The sequence below is a fragment of the Salinibacter sp. genome (assembly GCF_036626415.1).
Taxonomy (GTDB): domain Bacteria; phylum Bacteroidota; class Rhodothermia; order Rhodothermales; family Salinibacteraceae; genus Salinibacter.
Genome location: NZ_JAZKRW010000043.1, coordinates 1 through 21,131, shown reverse-complemented (window position 1 = coordinate 21,131; position 21,131 = coordinate 1). Strand labels below are relative to the sequence as shown.

The 21,131-nt window shown below is 64.7% G+C and carries 22 protein-coding genes and 4 tRNA genes; 13 read left to right on the top strand and 13 right to left on the bottom strand.

Translation table 11 applies throughout. The annotated features are described in order from the left end of the window. The first annotated feature begins 36 nt into the window (after positions 1-36). The 5 genes from rpmG to V5A20_RS06685 all read left to right on the top strand — a co-directional run bounded on the left by rpmG (position 37) and on the right by V5A20_RS06685 (position 720). A complete protein-coding gene (rpmG, locus tag V5A20_RS06705) occupies positions 37-201 on the top strand; it encodes a 50S ribosomal protein L33 (RefSeq protein ID WP_011402813.1) in 165 nt (54 codons plus the stop codon). A gap of 3 nt (positions 202-204) precedes the next feature. Next, the gene (locus V5A20_RS06700; protein WP_332326958.1) at positions 205-351 is read left to right on the top strand and encodes a hypothetical protein; all 147 of its coding nucleotides are present in this window, start codon (positions 205-207) and stop codon (positions 349-351) included. A gap of 19 nt (positions 352-370) precedes the next feature. Beyond that, positions 371-447, top strand: a tRNA-Pro gene (locus tag V5A20_RS06695). Positions 448-494: 47 nt separating this feature from the next. Then, positions 495-568 (top strand) — tRNA-Arg (locus V5A20_RS06690). 81 nt (positions 569-649) lie between these two features. Continuing rightward, a tRNA-Cys gene (locus V5A20_RS06685) sits at positions 650-720 on the top strand. Positions 721-890: 170 nt separating this feature from the next. Here the strand turns inward: V5A20_RS06685 and dnaB are convergent. The 13 genes from dnaB to rplM form a co-directional block, all read right to left on the bottom strand. Continuing rightward, positions 891-3,515, bottom strand: a complete 2,625-nt coding sequence (gene dnaB, locus V5A20_RS06680; protein ID WP_332314893.1) for a replicative DNA helicase — start codon at positions 3,513-3,515, stop codon at positions 891-893. Positions 3,516-3,614: 99 nt separating this feature from the next. Beyond that, the gene (locus V5A20_RS06675; RefSeq protein ID WP_332326957.1) at positions 3,615-4,469 is read right to left on the bottom strand and encodes a uracil-DNA glycosylase; all 855 of its coding nucleotides are present in this window, start codon (positions 4,467-4,469) and stop codon (positions 3,615-3,617) included. Positions 4,470-4,492: 23 nt separating this feature from the next. Beyond that, on the bottom strand, positions 4,493-5,740 hold the full coding sequence (gene coaBC / locus V5A20_RS06670; protein ID WP_332314891.1) for a bifunctional phosphopantothenoylcysteine decarboxylase/phosphopantothenate--cysteine ligase CoaBC: 1,248 nt from the start codon (positions 5,738-5,740) through the stop codon (positions 4,493-4,495). 188 nt (positions 5,741-5,928) lie between these two features. Further along, the gene (locus V5A20_RS06665) at positions 5,929-6,222 is read right to left on the bottom strand and encodes a DNA-directed RNA polymerase subunit omega (protein WP_332314890.1); all 294 of its coding nucleotides are present in this window, start codon (positions 6,220-6,222) and stop codon (positions 5,929-5,931) included. Positions 6,223-6,375: 153 nt separating this feature from the next. Beyond that, complete coding sequence (gene gmk / locus V5A20_RS06660; protein WP_332314889.1) at positions 6,376-6,942, bottom strand: guanylate kinase; 567 nt, start codon at positions 6,940-6,942, stop codon at positions 6,376-6,378. Positions 6,943-7,030: 88 nt separating this feature from the next. Next, positions 7,031-7,915 carry a YicC/YloC family endoribonuclease gene (locus V5A20_RS06655; protein WP_332314888.1) on the bottom strand — a complete coding sequence of 295 codons (885 nt, stop codon included), beginning with the start codon at positions 7,913-7,915 and terminating at the stop codon, positions 7,031-7,033. Positions 7,916-8,092: 177 nt separating this feature from the next. Beyond that, positions 8,093-8,181 (bottom strand) — tRNA-Ser (locus V5A20_RS06650). Between the two features lie 63 nt (positions 8,182-8,244). Then, positions 8,245-8,814 carry a ribosome recycling factor gene (gene frr, locus V5A20_RS06645; protein ID WP_332314887.1) on the bottom strand — a complete coding sequence of 190 codons (570 nt, stop codon included), beginning with the start codon at positions 8,812-8,814 and terminating at the stop codon, positions 8,245-8,247. Between the two features lie 53 nt (positions 8,815-8,867). Beyond that, the gene (gene pyrH / locus V5A20_RS06640; protein WP_332314886.1) at positions 8,868-9,647 is read right to left on the bottom strand and encodes a UMP kinase; all 780 of its coding nucleotides are present in this window, start codon (positions 9,645-9,647) and stop codon (positions 8,868-8,870) included. Positions 9,648-9,828: 181 nt separating this feature from the next. Further along, the gene (gene tsf, locus V5A20_RS06635; protein WP_332314885.1) at positions 9,829-10,659 is read right to left on the bottom strand and encodes a translation elongation factor Ts; all 831 of its coding nucleotides are present in this window, start codon (positions 10,657-10,659) and stop codon (positions 9,829-9,831) included. Between the two features lie 57 nt (positions 10,660-10,716). Next, positions 10,717-11,697 (bottom strand): 30S ribosomal protein S2, encoded by a 981-nt coding sequence (gene rpsB, locus V5A20_RS06630; protein ID WP_332326956.1) that lies wholly within the window; start codon positions 11,695-11,697, stop codon positions 10,717-10,719. A 193-nt stretch (positions 11,698-11,890) separates the two neighbouring features. Next, positions 11,891-12,280, bottom strand: coding sequence for a 30S ribosomal protein S9 (gene rpsI, locus V5A20_RS06625; protein ID WP_332314917.1), 390 nt, complete (start codon positions 12,278-12,280; stop codon positions 11,891-11,893). 61 nt (positions 12,281-12,341) lie between these two features. Continuing rightward, positions 12,342-12,788, bottom strand: a complete 447-nt coding sequence (gene rplM, locus V5A20_RS06620; protein WP_332314883.1) for a 50S ribosomal protein L13 — start codon at positions 12,786-12,788, stop codon at positions 12,342-12,344. Positions 12,789-13,182: 394 nt separating this feature from the next. On the opposite strand from rplM, the gene V5A20_RS06615 reads away from it, so the two are divergent. The 8 genes from V5A20_RS06615 to V5A20_RS06580 all read left to right on the top strand — a co-directional run bounded on the left by V5A20_RS06615 (position 13,183) and on the right by V5A20_RS06580 (position 21,094). Continuing rightward, positions 13,183-13,683 carry a YceD family protein gene (locus tag V5A20_RS06615; protein WP_332314882.1) on the top strand — a complete coding sequence of 167 codons (501 nt, stop codon included), beginning with the start codon at positions 13,183-13,185 and terminating at the stop codon, positions 13,681-13,683. A 171-nt stretch (positions 13,684-13,854) separates the two neighbouring features. Beyond that, positions 13,855-14,052, top strand: a complete 198-nt coding sequence (rpmF, locus tag V5A20_RS06610; protein ID WP_103006008.1) for a 50S ribosomal protein L32 — start codon at positions 13,855-13,857, stop codon at positions 14,050-14,052. Between the two features lie 274 nt (positions 14,053-14,326). Next, positions 14,327-15,343: a phosphate acyltransferase PlsX gene (gene plsX, locus V5A20_RS06605; protein WP_332314881.1), complete on the top strand. Its 1,017-nt coding sequence runs from the start codon at positions 14,327-14,329 to the stop codon at positions 15,341-15,343. A gap of 44 nt (positions 15,344-15,387) precedes the next feature. Next, positions 15,388-16,392, top strand: coding sequence for a beta-ketoacyl-ACP synthase III (locus tag V5A20_RS06600; protein ID WP_332314880.1), 1,005 nt, complete (start codon positions 15,388-15,390; stop codon positions 16,390-16,392). 84 nt (positions 16,393-16,476) lie between these two features. Then, complete coding sequence (gene fabD, locus V5A20_RS06595; RefSeq protein WP_332326955.1) at positions 16,477-17,415, top strand: ACP S-malonyltransferase; 939 nt, start codon at positions 16,477-16,479, stop codon at positions 17,413-17,415. 100 nt (positions 17,416-17,515) lie between these two features. Then, positions 17,516-18,337, top strand: coding sequence for a hypothetical protein (locus tag V5A20_RS06590; protein WP_332326954.1), 822 nt, complete (start codon positions 17,516-17,518; stop codon positions 18,335-18,337). Between the two features lie 188 nt (positions 18,338-18,525). Continuing rightward, entirely contained in the window at positions 18,526-19,275 is a 750-nt protein-coding gene (gene fabG, locus V5A20_RS06585) for a 3-oxoacyl-[acyl-carrier-protein] reductase (RefSeq protein ID WP_332314877.1), read from the top strand. Between the two features lie 382 nt (positions 19,276-19,657). Then, a complete protein-coding gene (locus tag V5A20_RS06580) occupies positions 19,658-21,094 on the top strand; it encodes a DEAD/DEAH box helicase (protein ID WP_332314876.1) in 1,437 nt (478 codons plus the stop codon). The last annotated feature ends 37 nt before the right edge of the window (positions 21,095-21,131 follow it).

The window sequence follows — 21,131 nt, the reverse complement described above, 5'->3', positions numbered from 1 at the left end:
CCCCCCCGCAGCTTGGCAAATCAACCCCCCAGTCCGATGGCTACAGGCGACCGCGTTCAAGTCATACTCGAGTGCACGGAGGAGCCGGGCACGTCGCGCTACCACACGACGAAGAACCGGAAGAATACCTCCGACCGGCTCGAGCTCATGAAATACAACCCCGTCCTTCAGAAGCACACCCTTCACCGAGAGAAGAAATAAGCCATGGCAGACCAGAACACAGCCTCGCGCAAAATGGCGAAGCTCATCGTTGCCGAAGAAAAAGACGACGGCAACTACGGCTTCCGAGAAAAAATTATTCCCCTCGACGACGTTGAGGACGAGCTTGAAGAGGCCAAAGAGCTAACCTAAATCGGCCTTTGCCGCCACGCGGGGCGTGGCGCAGTCTGGCAGCGCACCTGCTTTGGGGGCAGGTGGTCGCCGGTTCGAATCCGGCCGCCCCGACCAATTCCGTCTTGCCGCCGGCACTGTCGGCGGCCCCGGAGTCCCGACCTGCGCCCGTAGCTCAGTTGGATAGAGCAGCAGACTTCTAATCTGCAGGTCGCAGGTTCGAATCCTGCCGGGCGTACTTCCCGCTGATCCCATGGGAGGCCCGCGCGAGGAACTCGACGGCGAAGACGGTCATTGCATAACTCCAAACAACCTGACTGGTGACGTGGCCGAGTGGTCAGGCAGAGGCCTGCAAAGCCTCCTACGGCGGTTCGAATCCGCCCGTCACCTCTGCTTCCAACGCCCCTGGGTTCGGCCCGGCGGGCGTTTTTTGTCGTTCAGGCCCCTTCACAGAATTCTTCCGTCGGTCCCCCAGGGGGGCACCAGGAGGCAATCCGGTCCGCGGGCGTCGGAACGAGGCCCAGGAACGAGGAGCGCAGTCGGGCCCACCAAACGGCGGATTAAAACGGCGCATCGTCCTCGAATGAGTTGCCGTTGCCCCCGGCGTTTCCGTCGGAGGGGGGCATAGGCGCCGAGCCGTCCCCCTGCGGGGGCCCGCCTCCGGAATTGTCATACTGCGTGGTGAGGGGCTCGAACCGGGCATACTGGTTGACGAAGGCCAGTTCGACGGAGCCGATGGGGCCGTTGCGCTGCTTGCCCACAATAATCTCGGCGATGCCTTCGGTGGAATTGCCCTGCTCGTCGACGGTGATGCCGTAGCGCTCGGCGCGGTAGATAAACGACACCACGTCGGCGTCCTGCTCGATGGAGCCCGACTCTCTCAGGTCCGAGAGCTGAGGTCGCTTGTCGCCCCCGCGGTTTTCGACGGCGCGGTTGAGCTGAGAGAGGGCGATAACGGGGATGTCGAGCTCCTTGGCCAGCCCCTTGAGCGAGCGGGAGATGTGGGCAATCTCTTGCTCGCGGTTGGCCCCGCTACGCAAGTTGGCCCCGGAGGCCTGCATGAGCTGCAGGTAGTCGACCACCACGAGCCCAAGGTCGTGCTCCGCCTTCAGGCGGCGGCACTTGGCGCGGAGCTCCAGCACGCTGAGGCCCGGCGTGTCGTCGATGTAAATGTCGGCGTCGCTGAGGGCCCCGGCCGCCCGGGCCAGGCGTTGCCAGTCGTCGTCCTTCATGCGGCCTGTGCGGGCCCGGTGGGCGTCCACACGGGCCTCGGAGGTCAGCATGCGCTGGGCAAGCTGCTGCGCCCCCATCTCCAGCGAAAAGATCGCTACGCCCGTCGAGTGCTCCGGGTGCGTGGCGGCGTTCTGGGCGGACGCGAGCGCGAAGGCGGTGTTGTGTGTGACCGTCCCGTCTCCCAGCAGAAATCGGCCGTTCCCGTCGAGCGTGAAGCCGTAGTAGTTTCCCACCCCGTCGGGTTCGATCTTGATTCCCGTCACCCGCCAGTCGCGGAAATCAGTCCAGGGGTCGGCTTGCTTGCGCTCAACTCGGACCGGAATCTCGTCGACGTTTCCGTTGAATCGGACACGATGGACCTCGGACGCATGGCCCGTTTCTGCAATCCGGGCCGTTTTCTGCGTTAGTGAGGTTCGGTAGCCGAGCGTGTCGCACAGGAATTTGATGTCTCGGGCCAGCCGCTCCTTCGACTGCGTGATTTCGTAGGTCCCGCCGTATCCGTCGTTGAGGTGGCCGTCGCTGTCGATGAGGCCGGCCAGCAATCGGAGTCGCTTCTCTCGAGAGTTGCCGAGGTAGAGCTGGGGGATGTGCTTGTCGTTCAGAACCCCCAGGGTACGGAGGGCCCCCTGCACGGAGGTACGGGTGGACATGTCCCCTCCGCGGCCTCCGCTTTTGACGAGATAGGCGGGACAAGCCCGGTGCTCATCGTAGGTGCTAATCGTATCTCCTCGCCCCTTGGCAACCGTGTGCAGTTCCGAGACGACGGCCTCATCGGTCGTATAGATGCGGGCGCTGTCTGATTTTCCGTCCCCGAGCCACAGGCCCAGAAGGTACGGATCGAGCGGTGCAGGCTGTTCGGGGAATTCCGCTGCGACCTTGAAGCCCTTGTTGTCGTCTTTCCACTTGTCTGATTGCTCGAGATAGTCGCGGACAGAGATATCGGTCACCTCACCACGCGCGCACTTCCCCTCCCGACGGCTCTTCTTGAGAGAAAGGATGTGGCTCTCGTTCACGCGGTAGTCCATTCCCCGGTTCTGGCGCACCCAGTACATCTGTTCGCGGCCTCGGGCCAGAGACTGGACCGTTCGGGGCGCCCCGTCGTCGCCCACAAGACGGTCGCCCACCTCGACCTCTTCTACCGGTTTCGTACGACCGTCGTACATCATCACCGGGGTCCCCTTGCCGAGGCACTTCCCCATTGACGGCCGGGCCGCAATAATGATGAGGTCGGAGTCCTGCCAGCCGCTCGTCAGGTCGTCGAGCTTAGGGAAGCCGCTGGGCACGCCCGTGATGCCGCCGTCCTGGCCGTGGATGGTCTCGAGGCGCTCCAGGGTGTCCTTGACCACCTCGTTCATCGGCGCGGCGGCCTTGCGGAGCTGGTTGTCCGAGATCTGAAAGATCTTGCTCTCCGCCTCGTCGAGCAGTTCGAAGGCGTCGGCCCCCGGGTCGTAGGCCTTCTGCACGACCGACGTCATCGTCTCGATCATCTTGCGGAGCAGCGACTTCTCCGCGATGATGCGGGAATGGTACTCCACATTGGCGGCGGAGGCGACCTGTGTGGTCAGCTCGGTCAGGTAGTACGCCCCCCCGATGGCGTCCAGGTTGTCCCGCCGCCGCATCTCTTCGGTAAGGGTGACGAGGTCGACGGGATTGCCCCGCTCGAAGAGATCCTGGATCGCCGCGTAAATTTTCTGGTGTTTGGCCTCGTAGAAGGCCTCCGACGGGAGAATCTCGATCACCTGCGGAATGGCCTCCCGCTCGATGAGCATCGCCCCCAGCACGGACTTCTCCACGTCGACGGCCTGCGGCGGCACGCGGCCCGATTGTTCATGGATGGCCTCGGCCTGTTTGCGCTGCTGCTTGCCCGAGCCGCCTCGCATTTTCTCGAGGGGATAGGACGACCGGGACGACTCGTCGATGTTAAATCGCTGGGAGCCGTCGCTTTCAGCCATGAACGAGGGAAAGGGACTTGGGGAAAGAGGCGTGCGTCCGGTCTCGGGGTCCAGAGTCGGGGAGCGATCCCCGGACAAAGGGGACCGGCATCGGGGCGATCAAGTTTCGTCCGTCAACTGGTCGTATCGGGTGCGGAGCAGCTTCATGTCCTCCCACGTGGGCCGCTTCCACTGTGAGTTGCGCAGGAGCGCGGCTGGGTGGTAGGTCGCCATCAGGGGAATGCCGTAGAAGTCGTGCTCCTGGTCGCGCAGGTTGGAGAGGGAGGAGCTCCGGTCCAACAACGTGTTGCCGGCCACCTTGCCCACAGTGAGAATGATCTTCGGACGGATCAGGGCGATCTGCTTGTAGAGCACCGGCAGGTGCGCGTCAACCTCTTCCGACTTCGGATCGCGATTGCGCGGGGGACGGCTCTTCAGAATGTTGGTGATGTAGACGTCCTCCCGCTTGAAGTTAATCGCGTCGAGAATTTTGTCGAGGAGCTGCCCGGCCCGACCGACAAACGGCTCGCCCTCCTCATCTTCGTTGCGCCCAGGGGCCTCTCCGATGATGACGAGGTCGGCCGCGGGGTCACCGACCCCAAAGACCGGATTCTCGCGGTCCTCGTCGATGGGCACGAGCACGGTATCGGCGAGGTACTGCTCCACCTCGTCCAGCGTGTCGGCGTCCTTGTACGGAGCATCGTCGGGGATGAGGGCCTCGATGCGCTCCGAAGGGGGGAGCGATGGGTCTTCAGCGGGGTCGACTTGGTTGCCGAACAGGTCGTAGTTGGGCATGTCGGGATCGGATGCGGCGTCGTCGGGGGCAGTGTGTGAAGGCGTGCCGGTGTCGGCAGGGGAGGGATCGGCGGACGAAGACGACGGGTCCTCTTTCGTGGCGGGAAGAGGAAGTAGATCGCCGTGGAGCGCCCGCTCGTGTTCAACGATGGCTCGGAGGTCGCGGAGAAGCTCGTTCATCGAGTCGGAAGGGGGCAGGGGGGCTACGACGTGCGTTCTTCCTGGGCGGCGCAGACGCGATCGAGCAGGGCGTCCGCCACCTCGGCTTTGGGCATGAGCGGCAGCTCTTCAGAAGGCCCGTCGTGTCGGAGGAGGGTCACCCGGTTCGTGGGGCCGAAGCCGGCACCGTCTTCCGTCGGGTTGTTGACGGCAATCCAGTCCAGGTTCTTTTTCTTTAGCTTGCGTCGGGCATTCTCGAGGGCATCGTCCGTCTCCAGCGCAAAGCCCACGAGCACCTGGTCGGGCCGCGCGTGGTCCCCGAGTGTTTTCAGGATATCGGGGGTTCGGCGGAGGTGCAACACGAGGCCCTCGTCCGTCTTTTTGCGCTTTGACGGGGACGGATCCGTCGGTGTATAGTCGGCCACCGCGGCGGCCATGAACACGTAGTCGGCGCCTGTGCGCCGCGCCTGTACGGCGTCGTTCATCTCGTCGGCTGTTTGGACGGACACGACCTCGACGCCCGAGGGTGGGGAGAGGGACGTGGGGCCCGTCACGAGCGTCACCGACGCGCCGCGCCCCGCCGCGGCCTTGGCCAGGGCATAGCCCATCGTGCCCGTCGACGGGTTCGTGAGGACGCGGACCGGATCAATCGGCTCGCGCGTCGGGCCGGCGGTTACGAGGACGGTCTTGCCGGCGAGGGGGGGGGCGCTGGGTCCTTCGTTCGTGTCGGTCCCCGCAACGATTTCGGCCACACGTTCGAGAATGACACCGGGCTCGGGCATGCGGCCCTGCCCCACGAGTCCGCTTGCGAGCTCGCCGTGGGCGGCGGGCAGGATCTCGTACCCAATCTCGCGCAGCCGGTCCAGGTTGTCCTGCGTGGCGGCGTGGCGGTACATCTCCCGGTCCATCGCCGGGCACACCAGCAGCGGGCAGCGGGCCGAAAGGGCCGTGGCCGTGAGCATCGAGTCGCAGAAGCCGTGGGCCAGCTTGGCGATCGTTTGGGCCGTGGCGGGGGCCACGACGAACAGGTCGGCCCACTCTCCCAGGGTCACGTGCTTGGTCCACGAGCCGTCCTCATTCTCCGGAAAGACATCCGTGAGCACTTCTCCTTCGGACAGCGTTCCAAGCGTGAGCGGCGTCACAAAACGCTCAGCATCTGGCGTCATCAGCACCCGCACCGCGGCCCCGGCCTTTTTCAATAGCCGAACGAGCGGTGCGGCTTTGTACGCCGCAATGCTGCCCGTGACCCCCAGCACCACGTGGCGTTCAGACAGGTCGGGGGAGGCAGGCATCGCAGGGAGAGGGGCAACGAAGAAACGAAAATCCGGTCGGCGATCCCCCGTCCCGCGAGCATGCGGAGCGGCACATCACCAGCCGGATTTGGGACTCGGGGCCGCAGCGTATCGCCAGGGCGGCGGCAAAACCGTTCGGAGAAAACGCGCGCCGACCCGGGCTGCGTGAGGACGCGGGACGCAGGCGACTATTCGTCGTCGGGCTTGCGGTAGTAAATCTTGTCTTCGAGAAACTCGTCGATGGCGACCTCCGTCGGTTCCGGCTCCTTCTCATACTCGAGGGAGACCTTCTCCTGCTCTTCCTGCATGCGGGCGTCCTCCATTTCCGGACCGAAGCCCTCGAAGTAGGAGAGCTTGTCGTCGAGCTCCGAGCGTGTGTCGGAGGCCACCTGTCGCGACCGCTTCGACAGGATGGCGACGGTTTCGTAGAGGTTGCCGGTCTTCTCGGCCAGCTCGTCAAGGTCCAGCGTTTCGATTGCCATGATACAATGGGGGCTGCTTCGAAAGAAGGTGAAGGCGCAGCGTGGCGGGCTCCGGGAGTACGTGCGGTTTGGCGACCGAGGGGCAGACGGGGCGCTGTCCGCTGCCGTTGTCAACCACGCGCCGTGTCCTGTGGTTGTGTCTCGTGGTCGCAATTACGAACGTAGAAACTGACGAATTCGGGTGAGGGTTTCCTCGACCGCGACGTCCAGGTCATCGTTCACGATCACGGCGTCGCAGTCGTCGGCCCTGTCCAGTTCGTGCTCGACTCGATCGAGTCGGTCCTGGAGGGATTCACGGTCCTCGGTGCCTCGTCCTTCGAGGCGACGCTGCAGTTCGTCGAGCGACGGGGGCGCGACGAACAGCACGAGGGCGTCGTCGCCAAAGATGCGCTTGACGTTGAGGGCGCCCTTCACGTCGATGTCGAGCAGCACGGGCCCCTCGTCGGCCCGATTTTCGACCTCTGAGCGGAGCGTGCCGTAAAACTGGTCGGGGTACACCTCTTCGTACTCGAGCAGGTCCCCGGCGTCGATCCGGGCCCGAAATTCGTCCGTAGAGAGGAAGTGGTAGTCCACCCCGTCGGTCTCGTCGGGGCGCGGGGCCCGCGTCGTGGCCGACACGGAAAACTGCATGTCCGGCATCGACTCCAGCACCCGATGGGCGATGGTGGTCTTGCCGGCGCCGCTCGGGGCCGTGAGTACAACGATGTTGCGGTCGGGCATGGGGATGAGTGTTGGGGGTTGAGCGTTTTGGGTTGAGGATTCGGGGGGCAAACTCAAAACCCCCAACCCACAACTCTCAACCAGTAGTCTATTCGACGTTGCGAATCTGCTCCTTAATTTTTTCGATCTCTTCCTTCATTCCCACGGCCCGCCGAGAGATCACCTCGTCGTCGGCCTTGGCGCCGATCGTGTTGGCCTCGCGGTGGATTTCTTGGGTGATGAACTTGAGCTTTCGGCCCGACGGCTCGTCGGCGTCGAGGGCCTCCCGAAACATCTTTAGGTGGGAGTGGAGGCGGACGCACTCCTCCGTCACGTCGAGCTTGTCGGCCAGAAGGGCGATCTCGGTTTCGAGCCGGTCGGGATCGAGGTGCTCGTCGTCCAGAAGTTCTTCGAGGCGCTCGCGGAGCTGCGCTTGGCGTTCCTCCACGCGAGTGGGGGCCCGCGCCTCGATGGCGTCGAGGTGGTCGTCGATCGCGCGGGTGCGTTGCTCCAGGTCGTCGCGCAGGGCGTCGCCCTCCTCGCGCCGCATGGCCCGCAGGTCGTCGATCGCGGCGTCGAGGGCCTGCGTCACGGCCGGCCACGCGCGCTGGATTTTGGCGGCCTCCCGCTCCTCCTCCCCCGCAAAGATGTCCTCAAACTCCAGCAGATGGTCGAGCCGAATGGGCGCTTCGATCTGCGCGGCCGCGGCGAGCTGCTCCAGGCGTTGCTTGTGGTGCATCGCCACGTCGGCGTCCACGTCGACCGGGAGGGGGTCCGCGCCCTTCAGTTCGGCGGAGACATTGACGTCGAACTGGCCCCGTTCGAACGCCTCCTTCATCTGCATCCGCACGTCCGACTCCGCCTCGGGAAGTGGGTCGGGAAGGTGGACGAAGATGTTGAGGTGGCGCTTGTTCGTCGACTGAATTTCGACGGTCGCCGAGGCGTCCTCGGTGCTGGCGTGGCCGCGCCCGAAGCCCGTCATGCTGCGAATCATAGAAGAGAAGCCTCTGGGGGGTGGAGTGGTAAGCGGTCGGCGTTGCGCATCCGGCGGCCTGCGTCCGGTGAGCGCGCCCTCCTCCAAACGCGCAACGCAGGATGGAGCGAATCAAATCAGAAAAAGCCGAGCCCACGGGGGACTCGGTGCTTCAAGGGGCGGACGCAACGTAGACGGCGGAGGGGGAGGGATTCGAACCCTCGGTACCGTGTAAACGGCACACTCGCTTTCCAGGCGAGCACCTTCGACCACTCGGTCACCCCTCCGGAAACACCGGGCCAAGAAGAACGGACGAGGAGAATGCGCTCGTCGTCTCCGCGTCGGCCTCGTCAAACGTCCATGATCTGTTCGGTTTTCTGCTCAAGAAGCGCCTCCACGCGCCCGGTGTGGGTGTCGGTGATTTCTTGAAGATCCTCCTCCGCCCCGTAAAGCACGTCCTCCGAGAGGTTCTCCGTCTCCACGACGTGCTGGATCTCATTTTTGGCGTCGCGGCGGACGTTGCGGATCGAAATTTTGGCGTCCTCGGCCCGCTCGCGACTGGTTTCCACAAGCTCTTCGCGCCGCTCTTCGGAGAGGGGCGGGATGGGAATGCGGATCGTCTCCCCGTCGTTGCTCGGGTTCAGGCCCAAGTCGGCCTTCATGATGCCCCGTTCGATGTTTTCGATCGCGCTGCGGTCGAACGGCTGCACCACGATGAGGTCGGGCTGCGGGGCGCTCACGCTGGCCACCTGCTCCAGGGGCGTCTGCGAGCCGTAGTACTCAACCGTCACGTTCTCGAGCATGGCGGGGGAGGCCCGGCCGGCCCGAATCGTGCGGAGCTCCGAGCGCAGGTACGACACCGATTCTTCCATCTCCGCGTCGGCCTCGTCCAGAATGTCCTGAATGGGGTCGTCGGGCATGGGTGAGCAGGCGGTTGGTGAGGGAAGCGAAAGAGGGACACGGGCGGCCTCCGTCAGGCCGGGACGCGCTCGGTAGCGGCCTTTTCCTCGTCCCAATGCACGCGGGTGCCCACGGTTTCTCCCTTGAGCAGACGCTGCAGGTTGTCTGGCGTGCCCATGTTGAACACGATAATCGGCATTTTCGACTCTTGACAGAGCGTGAGGGCGGTCATGTCCATGACGCGGAGGTCGCGCTCAATGACCTCCTGGCCGTGGATTTGTTCGAAGCGCTCGGCAGACGGGTCTTCCTCCGGGTCTGCCGTAAAGATGCCGTCCACCCGGGTGCCCTTCAGGATCACGTCGGCGTCGATCTCCAGGCCGCGGAGGGCCGCGGCGGTGTCGGTCGTGAAGTATGGATTGCCGGTGCCGGCCCCGAAGATGACGACGCGTCCCTTCTCGAGGTGACGAATGGCGCGGCGGCGGATGAACGGCTCGGCGATCTCCTCCATCTTGATGCTCGACTGCAGGCGCGTCACGAGATCGACCTGCTCGAAGGCATCCTGGAGCGCCATGCCATTGATCATGGTTGCCAGCATGCCCATGTAGTCGGCATGGGCACGCGTCATGCCCTCCATGGCGTGCTCCACGCCCCGAAAGATGTTGCCGCCGCCGATGACGACGGCCACTTCGGCCCCGGCCTCCACGGCGGTCTTCACCTCGTTCGCGTAGGTGCGGAGAACGGTCTCGTCGATGCCGAACTCCCGCCCACCCAGCAGGGCTTGCCCGCTGAGTTTCAGTAGCACGCGCTGGTGATGGAGGGAGGGATCCGGTCCGTCGTCGGAAGAGGCACTCATGGGGGATGCACCGCTGGGTGCGCGTTCGGGGTTGCTGTGTGGGTGGGCGGCGGCCCCTTCCTCGAAGCGAAGAGGCAGAGGCGGCAGGGGCGGACAGCAGAGCGGGCCGTGCCGGCCACTCTGCCGAGGCGAGAGCGATGGCACTCCGATGCGATCCCGGCAGAACGAGAAGCCCCCGTCGTCAGTCGCCGAGGGCGTAGCGCGTGAAGCGGGCCACCGAGAGCCCGGCCTCGTCGAGCATTTCCTTCACCGAGACCGACGAGTCCTTCACGAAGGCCTGCTCCATCAGCACGTGGTCCTCGAAGAAGCGTTCGAGCTTGCCTTCTACAATGTTGTCGATGACATGCTCGGGCTTTCCCTCATTGATGGCCGACTCGCGTGCCACCTCGCGCTCCTCTTCCTTGACCTCCTCGGGCACCTCGCCCCGCGTTACGGCGATCGGCTCGAGGGCGGCCACCTGCATGGCAACGTCTCGTCCGGCCTCGTCCACCTCCCCGTCGCCGTGTACCTCCACGAGCACGCCGAGCTTCGAGCCCGGGTGGACGTACGAGATGATCTGTCCGTCCTCGCTCTCGAGCACGTCGAAGCGGCGGATCGTGAGCTTTTCGCCGATGCGGCCGGTGAGGGCGACCAGTTCGTCCTCGATCGTGACGTCGTCCTCGTAGGTGAGGGCCTCAAGCTCGTCCAAGTCGTCGGGGGTCTCGCTGAGGACCCGCTCCGCCACTGTATTGGAGAACGACTGAAAGTCGTCGTTGCGGGCCACGAAGTCCGTCTCGCAGTTAATCTCGACGATGGCGCCGGCGTGGCCCTCGTCGGAGAGGGCCGTCACCACGAGGCCTTCGTCGGCCTCTGCAGCGGCCCGGTCGGAGGCAACCTCCTGCCCCTTCTTGCGGAGCAGGCTCACGGCCTCGTCAAAGTCTCCGTCGGTCTCCTGCAGGGCCTCTTTGCAGTCCATCATGCCGACGCCGGTGGCGTCGCGCAGTTCTTTTACCTGTTTGGCAGATACGCTCATGTCTCGTCGGTCGGGGAGGAATCGGGTGAAACGGGCAGCACGAGAGCGGAGGAGGCGCTAGCCCTGCGCAGCCGCCTTCTTTTTCTCTTCCTGCTGCATCCGGCGCTCGTGCAGGCCCTCCTGAACGGCGTCGGTGAGGGTGGACGTCACCAGTTCGATCGAGCTCAGCGCGTCGTCGTTGACCGGGATCGGGTAGTCGATGTTCTTCGGGTTTCCGTTGGTGTCCACCATCGCAATAATCGGGATGCCGAGGTTGTTGGCCTCGCTCACCGCGATGTCTTCCCGCTGTACGTCAACGATGTAGATGGCCCCGGGAAGATTGGCCATGTCGCGGATGCCGCCGAGCGTCTCCTCAAGCTTTTCGTGCTCGCGGAGCCGCATCAGCTTCTCCTTCTTCTTCAACTTGTCGAGCGTGCCGTCCCGGTCCATCCGCTCGATCTCTTCCATGCGGCGGATCGACTTCCGGATTGTCTGGAAGTTGGTCATGGTGCCGCCTAGCCAGCGGTCGACCATGTGGGGCATGCCACACTCCTCGGCGTGCTCGCGGACAATGTCTTCGGCCTGCTTCTTGGTGCCGGCGAAGAGAATTTTCTTGCCGCGCTGTGCAAATCGCTTGGCCGCCTCGGCCGCTTCGTCGAGGAGGACCTGGGACTGCATCAGGTCAATGATGTGAATGTTATTCCGCTCCATGAAGATGTATTTCTCCATGCGCGGATTCCACCGGCTCGTCAGGTGGCCAAAGTGCGCCCCGGCCTTCAAGAGCTCCTCGATGGTCACGCGGTGGGACGTTTCTTCCTTGTCCGCCGCCTCGTCCGCCGAAGACGGCTCCTCTGAGGCGGTGTCCGCGTCGGGGGAGGGGGGCTGCGTCGTGGCGTCGCTGCCGTCCTCATCGGCCTCATCGGAGGCCTCGTCGTCGCCTGCGGAGGCATCCGCGTCCGTGGAATCGGGGGCGGCGTCTTCAGGGGCTTGGGCGGCGCCCTCTTCAGTGTTCTCCTCGTCCTGAACGTCCGGAGTTTCCGTAGTCGTCTCGTCTGCCATAATGGGGTCTGCAAATGCGTGGGAGATTGGGTTTGCGCTACTACGACCGTCGCCTGCGCAGCGAAACCGTATCTGCCCACGGTCAACCCACTGTCACATCGGGCCGTATGGTTGATTGGTGCAGCCTCGAATTGCGATTGTCGAACGCCGGGTGGACCCCACTCGACACTCGCCCCTCGCAATTCGCAACTGACTAACGCTTGCTGTACTGGCTCTTCTTGCGGGCGCCGGGCTGGCCGTACTTCTTGCGCTCGACCATCCGGTCGTCGCGGGTCAGATAGCCGGCGTCACGAAGGGGCCCGCGCAGTTCCTCGTCGTACTCGACGAGTGCCCGGGCGATGCCGAGCCGAATGGCTTCGGCCTGTCCGGTAAGGCCGCCCCCAGAGGCGTTGACCTTTACGTTGAACTGACCGATGGTATCGGTCACGTCGAACGGCTGATCAAGCGTGCGGCGGCGCCAGGTGACCGGGAAGTAGTCCTCGGCGTCTTCTCCGTTGACCACGAAGCTGGATCCATCGCCCGGACGCAGATACACGCGCGCCGTGGATGTCTTCCGGCGCCCAATGGCCTGATACTGAGTCATCTTGGGCATGAGAGAAATCGGGGTTTCAGAAAAATACGTCGGCAAAAGGGCGGACAGGGCGTCACGCGTTTTCGAGCGGCTCGGGCTGCTGGGCCTCGTGGGGATGGTCCGGGCCGGCGTAGACCTTCAGCTTCTTGAAGGTGTCCCGTCCAAGGGGGCCCGTAGGAAGCATGCCCTCCACGGCCTGCTTGATGATGTACGTGGGCTTGTTCTCACGCACCTCTTCCGGAGAGCGAGCACGATCACCGCCCGGGTAGCCACTGTGCTCGTGGTAGTCTTTCTGCTGCTCCTTCTTGCCCGTGAACCGGGCCTTGTCGGCGTTCACGACAATCACGTGATCGCCCGTGTCCACGTGCGGCGTGAAGGTGGGCTTGTGCTTGCCGCGGAGCACGCGGGCGACCTGAGAGGCGAGACGGCCCACGACCTTGTTCGTGGCGTCCACGACGTACCAGTCGCGTTCCACCTCGTCCGGCTTGGCGTTGAAAGTTTTGAAGCTTTGCGTGTCCATCGGTCGGGGTCCGTCGGTTGGCGCAGGTCCGGAGAGCGACGTGGGCGCACAAGTAGGGGGCCACGAAAGTAGGGGGCCACGAAGAGCGGTCCGCCCAAGCACGAAGCCTAAGCACGAAGAAGGGCCAGCCCATGCATCCGCTCAAGAGAACAGAGGCTTACGCCTAAGACGTGAGCGGGCCCCCACGTCGAAACATTTATTGCAGTCACTCTACCACGGACGGCGCCTGACCAAGTTTTCGTGTGTCGAAGGGATTCCTGTAATCTTGACGGAGGGGGGCGGTGGGAGAGGAGGGGCAGAGCTCCCTGCCAAATTGCATGGAAGGGAACGTTGGGCAGAGATTTTCATTACAGCCGGGCTTTTTCAGGCTGATCAAACGGAATTGAGCGGGCGCATGCTGACCATCGACGTCACGTCTCTTTCGACGGGCATCCATCGCCTGGAGTTCGCCCCCTCCGCCGGCGAGGTCAACCTGGACCCCTCCACCTTCCGGGACCTGCAGGTCGACGTGGAGCTGCAGTATCACCGTGACCGCATCCTCGCGAAGTTGCACGCGACGGCGACGGCCGAACTGACGTGCGATCGTACCCTTCAGCCCTACGACGAGGCCCTGGAGGGGCAGTACAACGTGCTCTTTGGGCCGCCGTCGATGGTGGGGCAGGAGGGGGAAGAATTTGAGGAGGTGCGGCCGTTTACGGCGTCCGACCGGGAGATTGATCTCACAGAGGTGGTGCGCGACACGCTCCTTCTTTCCATTCCGCAGCGCCGCATCGCCCCCGGGGCCGAGGATGCGCCCATCGAGCAGGAATTCGGAGCGGCCGACGATGCCGACGAGGACGATGCCCCCGCTGATCCCCGTTGGAGTGCCCTGGAGGAGTTGAAAGACGAAGAGTAGGGGCGCAAGGGCCGGGTCCAAGCACCCTGTTGGGGTGTAAATTCTAGGCGAAATGAGCCTGGGGGGCTGAACACCGGGGGCGGTCCCTCCATCATACCGAAGCCTTTTCCCAGTACGCTTGATGGCATTCCGCCCTGAATCCGACGCTCATTGTCCCGACGATCTTGAGTCATGGCTGTCCCGAAACGACGACATTCGAAGTCTCGCACCCGGAAACGTCGCTCGACGTATTACAACGAGCTGGAACCGCCCCAGCTTATGGAGTGCAACAACTGCGGCAATCCGAAGGTGATGCACCGGGCCTGCAAGCACTGCGGGCACTACCGGGGGCGACAAGTTATTGAGCCGTCCGATGAGTTGATGGCGTAGGAAACTGGTGCGCACTTGCCAGGTGTTCTCTCGCCGACAGGGGCCGGGCCCCGCCGCGTTGGTGCCCCCGAGCACGCATGCAGGGCACCCGTTTTTTTGTCGGGTCTTCGTTCCGAATGCGAGAGCATGCCCGGCGATTGTCGCCGTGCACGCCTATGTTTCCGCCGACATGCCGCCACGCTTTTCGGGACGTATCGAGAAGTGATCTCCAGTTCGGCGGGGCGGCCGTCGCTTCCCCCGCATGCACGCTCTGGCAGACACACGGACGGTTCGTATGGCAGCATCGCGCATCGCAGTAGACGCAATGGGGGGCGACGACGCCCCGGAAGCGGTCGTGGAGGGGGCCATCCAGGCCCTTCACCAGACGGAGAACGAGTTGTCGGTGCTTCTCGTGGGGCCCGAGGAGCGCATTCAGGACCTCCTTGCGTCGCGTCCAGAAGCCCCAGAGGAGCGTCTTGACATTGTTGACGCCCCGGAAACGATTGGGATGGGAGAGGCGCCGTCGACCGCCGTGAAGAAGAAGCCCAACTCGTCGATTCACCGCGGCCTTGCGGCCCACCACGACGGCCACGCCGACGCGTTCGTGAGTGCCGGCAATACGGGCGCCATCATGGCGGCGTCCATGTTTATTTTGCAGCGGATTCCGGGCGTGGAGCGGCCCTCCATTGCCGGGTTCTTTCCGACCCTCAGGGGGTCCTCCGTCGTCCTTGATATTGGAAGCAACGTCGACTGCAAGCCGGTCCACCTCCTCCAGTTTGCCCGGATGGGCACCGTCTATGCACGCCAGGTCCTCAAGGCCGACCCGCCGTCGGTGGGACTCCTCAATATCGGTGAAGAGCCCGGCAAAGGCAACGACCAGGTAAAGGCGGCGCACGAACTGCTCGAAGACGCGACCGACGTCCACTTCGCCGGCAACGTGGAGGGGGGCGATCTGCTCTTCTACGCCGCCGACATCATTATCTGCGACGGATTCGTTGGCAACGCCCTCTTAAAGTTCGGGGAGAGCATGTCGACGGTCTTGTCGGAGATGTGCCAGCAGGAGATGGAACGCCAGGGCCTTGCGCCCGAGGAGCAACAGCTCGTGGCGGGCGTGCTCGACGAAGTGCGTGAGGGCTTCGATCCGGAGTCGCTCGGCGGGGCCCCGCTCCTCGGGGTCAACGGAAACGTGCTCGTGGGGCATGGGAGCTCGTCGCCGGACGTCATCGCGCAAATGATTCACTCCGCCCGCACGGTCGCCACCGAGCGCGTTGCCCACGCTCTGGAAGAAGCGTTTCGGGCGTCCACTGTGTAGCGCCCAATCCGGGTCCCGTCTTTTTCGCACTGTCCGGTTGTCTCATGCCTTCTCCCTCGCCCTCATCTCGCCAGGCCGCCATCACCTCCGTCGGCCACTATCTGCCCGAGACGCGGCTCACGAACGGGGACCTGGAGGCGATGGTGGAGACCAGCGACGAGTGGATTCGCACCCGAACAGGCATCCAGGAGCGACGCATTCTGGGCGACGACGGCAAGGCAACGGCCTTCATGGCGACCGAGGCCGCCCGGGAGGCCCTCGACAAACGTGGGATCGGGCCGGACGCGGTGGACCTGATCGTCGTGGCCACGGTGACGCCCGACATGCTCTTCCCGGCCACGGCCTGTCTCGTGCAGGACAACCTCGGGGCGTCCAACGCGTGGGGGTTCGACCTGTCGGCGGCGTGCAGTGGCTTTATCTACGCGCTCACGACGGGCGCGCAGTTCGTCGAGACGGGCCAGGCGGAGACGGTGCTCGTGATTGGGGCCGACAAGATGAGCTCGATCGTCGACTACACGGACCGCACCACCTGCATCCTTTTTGGAGACGCGGCGGGGGCGGTGGTGCTCGAGGCCGATGAGGAGGCGGGCCTTCACGACGCGGTGAACCACGTGGACGGGGAGCACAGCGACCTGTTGCGCATGCAGGGCGGCGGCAGTCTCAACCCGCCGACCCACGAGACCGTCGACGCCCACATGCACTATCTCCAACAGGAGGGGCGGCAGGTCTTTAAGCTCGCCGTGAACCGGATGGCGAACGTGTGCGGAGAGGTGCTGGACCGCAATGGCCTCGACGGCGACGACGTGGACTACCTCGTGCCGCACCAGGCCAACCAGCGCATCATCGACGCGACGGCCAAGCAGCTGGGGCTCTCGTCCGACCAGGTGATGGTCAACATCGACCGCTACGGCAACACCACGGCCGCGACGATTCCGCTGTGCCTGTACGACTGGGAGGACGAGCTGGCGCGCGGCGACGATCTCATCGTGACGGCCTTCGGGGGCGGGTTGACCTGGGGGGCCGGCCACCTCACCTGGGCCTACGGCTGACGGTGGGGAGGGGAATGAGGGAATCTATCGTCTGCGTCCATTTTGACCCCACGCAACTCTCGAACTTCGCACTCCGACCGTGACATGGCGACCGCATTTCTCTTTCCCGGACAGGGCTCGCAGGCCGTCGGGATGGGGCACGAGCTCTACGAGCAGCACGAGGAGGCCCGGGCCCGCTTCGAGGCTGCCACCGAGATCCTCGACGTCGACCTCCTCGCACTGATGTTTGGGCTGGAGGCAGACGCGGACGCGGCGGGAGAGAGGCTGAAGCAGACAGAAATCACGCAGCCGGCCCTCTACACGCACAGCCTGGCGGCGATGGCGGTGCTCGAGGCACGCGGCCTGGCGCCCGACATGGCGGCGGGGCACAGCCTCGGGGAGTACAGCGCCCTGGCGGCGGTGGGCGCCCTGTCGTTCGAAGACGGGCTGCGCGTGGTGCGCCGACGCGGAGAGCTCATGAGCGAGGCCGGAGAGCGCCGCCCGGGCCGCATGGCGGCCGTCCTCGGACCCGATGCGGCCCACGTCGAAGAGGTCTGCGAAGAGGTCTCGGCGGCCGGAGACGGGGTCGTCCAGCCCGCAAACTACAACGCCCCGGGCCAGATTGTCATTTCCGGGGACGTGGGGGCGGTTGAGCGGGCCACGGAGGCGGTGCAAGGACGCGCCCTGCCGCTGCCGGTGAGCGGGGCCTTCCACTCGCCCCTCATGGAGTACGCGCGGGAGGGCCTTGCGGAGGTGCTCGACGCAGTGACCATCGACCCGCCCCGCTGCCCGGTGTACCCGAACGTAACGGCCGAGCCGACGACGGATCCCGACGAGATTCGGCGCTGCCTCACGGAGCAGCTTCTTTCTCCGGTCCGGTGGGCGCCCACGCTCCGCCGCATGCAGGAAGATGGGGCCGTCCGCTTCGTGGAGGTCGGAACGGGAGAGGTGCTGCAGGGGCTCGTGGGCCGCACGCTGGAGGAAGAGGTCGAGACGATGGGGGCCGGCACCCCCGACGAGATCGAACACCTAGCCGGAACGTAGGGGAGCCTCGCGGCGAGGAACGCGCGCACGGGGGATGAGTGCTATACCCTACACGTTGCAGAACCTGCGTGTCGGCCTTTGTCCGAACCGTCTCGGTCCCATGGGTGTCCCCGCCTCGTCCTCTCTCGCGTCGTGTCGCTGGCCCGTCGGACTGTGGCTCGCAGCGGTGCTGCTCGTGGGATGTAGCGGGGGCGATACCTATTCGGTCGACGAGGGGGAAATCTCTCAGCGGTTCTTGCCGGCAGAGCGAACCGTGGACCACCATCCCGACTCCCTAAAGGCCCTCACCATTTCGGAGAGCGATGGCAAGATTCAGTTCGAGGTCGAGCGTGACTTCGAGTCGCTCACCGAAAAGTGGTCCAGCAGTTTCCAGAACATCGGCCCGGGGCGCAGCTTCCGAAGTCGCACCTACGCGACCTTTTGGAGCCTCGAGCTCTCGCTCATGTCGCTCCAGCCCGAAATGGGGGTGCTCTCTCTTCAGAAGGAACGGGCCCGAGAGATGATCGCCCAGCGGCGCGCAGAGTACGCCAAGACGATCCACATCGACGTGTACTGGTTTGTGGAGCGGGGCCGGAACGGCATCATCACGGGGCCTGGCGCCCGGACCGAGCTGCGTGTGGGGGAGGAACGATACCGTCCCGTCCAGTCGGACCACGGCCCCCTCCGAGAAGCCTTCGTGACAGGGGGACGGACCGTGCTGTACCGCCGCAATTCGCTCTATTTTCCTCGGACGGTGGAAGGAACCGACATTCTCGCGGACGCGTCGAGGATGACGCTCCGCGTTCGCCAGACGGGCGGAGGGGCGCGCCAAGAATTTGCGTGGCGGTGGAACGAGTCGAAAACGGCCCAGGGCGCGAAGAGAGACGCTTCCCGGCGGGGCCTTGGGGCGCTGGGTCCTGCGACGAAGGCCGGCTCGCCTTGAAGAGCCCGGCCCGTGTACGAGTCGACCCGGCAGCCCGGGCCCGACTCTCGCTTCGTGACGGCTGGGGCATTGCTGTGAGAAGTGTGGGGGAAGGGCCTTGCCTTTCTGAAGGGGATTCCCAATCTTCCAGACCCGATGGCGGCGGGACCCCTCCACACCACACCGCTCACAGTACGCAGCTCTCCACCATGCGGGTCGACCTCCACGGCGCTACGGTCCTCGTCACCGGCGGCACGCGCGGCATCGGACGCGCCCTCGTCGATGCCTTCGCCGAGGCCGGGGCCAACGTCGCGTTCACGTTTCGCACGTCGACCGACGCAGCGGCCAATCTCGTCACGGCCCTCGAGGAACAGGGTACGGAGGCGTTGTCGCTCCAGGGGGACGTGGCCGATCTGGACGTTGCCCAGGACCATGTCAATGCCGTCACGGAGCGCTTCGGGGCGCTCGACGTGCTCGTCAACAACGCCGGCATCACCCGGGACGGGCTCCTGCTCCGCATGGGGGAGGACGACTGGGACGACGTGATCGACACGAATTTGAAGGGAACGTTCAACTTCTGCAAGGCGGCGTACATGCCCATGATGCGCCAGCAGAGCGGCTCAATCGTCAACATCTCCTCTGTCGTCGGCACCACGGGCAACGCGGGCCAGACCAACTACGCCGCCTCCAAGGCCGGCATCGTCGGCTTTTCGAAGAGCCTCGCCAAAGAGCTGGGCGGCCGCAACGTGACGGTGAACGTGGTGGCGCCGGGGTACGTCCAGACCGACATGACCGACGAGCTGGACGCCGACACCCGCGAGGAAATTCTCAACGCCGTGCCACTCGACCGGCTCGCCACCCCCGACGAGATTGCCGAGGCCGTCCTGTTTCTGGCCGCACCGGCGTCCGACTACATCACGGGGCACGTGCTCCACGTAAACGGGGGGCTCTCGATGTAGTGCAGCCTCAGGCAGAGATGCGCGAGTGTGTGCGACTTCAACGTTCGAGCGCTGCCCCGTCCTCGTGAGCGAACGCGAACGGTCTCTTCGAGAATCCCGCCGTCGTCGAAGAGGCGCTTCGCCGATGCTCAGAGCGGCCTGCCCTGGAATTGTGAGCCCGCGCCGGAGACGCACAGACTGAGAATGGACAGACCAGCAGGTGCAGTTCTCGCTTTTTGCACTCTGTTAAGGAACGAGAGGATCGATCGGAAGAGGGGTCGCGTATTGCAATTGTCCCTCTGGGCGGGCGACTGTTCCGGCTGTCCATTCGATGACACGACGCCACGAGGGCCACCGCTCTTCCTTTTCGACACCCCCAACTCGAACCCGAGCCGCCTGCCGCATGGCTGACGACATCTCGCAGAGCAAGTATACGAACGTCATCGATCTGACCTCCGAGGCCCAGAAGGAGCGGCGCCGCGACGAGGTGGGGTCGGAGCTGCACGAACCGGACCCGCCCCTCGACGAGGTGACGGTGGACGAGCTGTCCGGCCACATGGAGCAGGCGGTGCACGCCGCCGGCTGGACGGAGCTCATGGACGTGCAGCGGAAGGCCATCCCCTACACCCTCGACGGGCGCGACCTGATCGTACAGTCCCAGACCGGGTCGGGCAAGACCGGCGCCTTCCTGCTGCCACTGTTCGACCTGGTGAATCCGGACAAAGAGGAGCAGCAGGTTCTCATCCTCACCCCCACTCGGGAGCTGGCGCGGCAGATCCACGAGGAGTTCGAGCAGATGAAGATCGCGACGCCGCGCACGAACCGGATGGAGGCCGTTCTCATCTACGGCGGCGTCGGGTACCAGCCCCAGATCGACGGCCTCAAGAACGGCGCGCAGGTCGTTATCGGCACGCCCGGCCGCATCCTCGACCACATCAAGAAGGACAACTTCGACGCCAGTACCCTCCGCATGCTGGTGCTCGACGAGGCCGACGAGATGCTGTCGATGGGCTTCTACCCGGACATGAAAGACATCGTCGAGCACGTGCCGGGGGACCGCGTCTCGTACATGTACAGTGCCACCATGCCGCCGAAGGTGCGGTCGGTGGCGCGTGAGTTCTTGGACGACCCGGGCTTCCTCTCGCTCAGTACCGACAAGGTGAGCGTAGAAGAGAACGAGTACCGCTACTATTTGGTGAACCCGATGGACAAGGATCGGGTGATGGCGCAGCTGCTGGAGCTGGAGGAGCCGGAGTCGGCCCTCATCTTTGCCAACACGAAGCGGGAGGTAAGCTATCTCAACAAGTTTCTCGCCAACAAGGGCTACGACGTCGACGAGATGTCCGGGGACCTTTCCCAGCGCGACCGGGAGAAGGCCCTCGATCACCTACGTGAGGGGAAACTTCGCCTTCTCGTGGCGACGGACGTGGCGGCTCGCGGCATCGACGTGTCCGACCTGAGCCACGTCTTCATCTACGACGTGCCCCAGGACCACGAGTACATCATCCACCGCTCCGGCCGCACCGCCCGCGCCGGCGAGGAGGGCACAACGATCGTCCTCTCCACCCACGAGGACGAGTACGAACTGAAGCGGATGGCCAACACCTACGACATCGAGCTTGAGAAGGCCGAGCTCCCCGAGGATCCGCACAGCGAGGCCCGCGAACTGCTCCAGGAGCGCTACGCCGACGCCGATCTCTCGTCCAACGAGGAGGGGCCTAGCGTTGAGGACTTCATTCCGCTGGTCAGAGAGCTCTCCGAGGAACAGCCGGAGCTGCTCGCGTCCGTCATCACGGAGCTCTACGCCCGGACGAAGCGGGAGGACGAGGAGGCCGAATGATTCGTGGCGCGTGATGCGTGAGAGTATTTATCGCCTG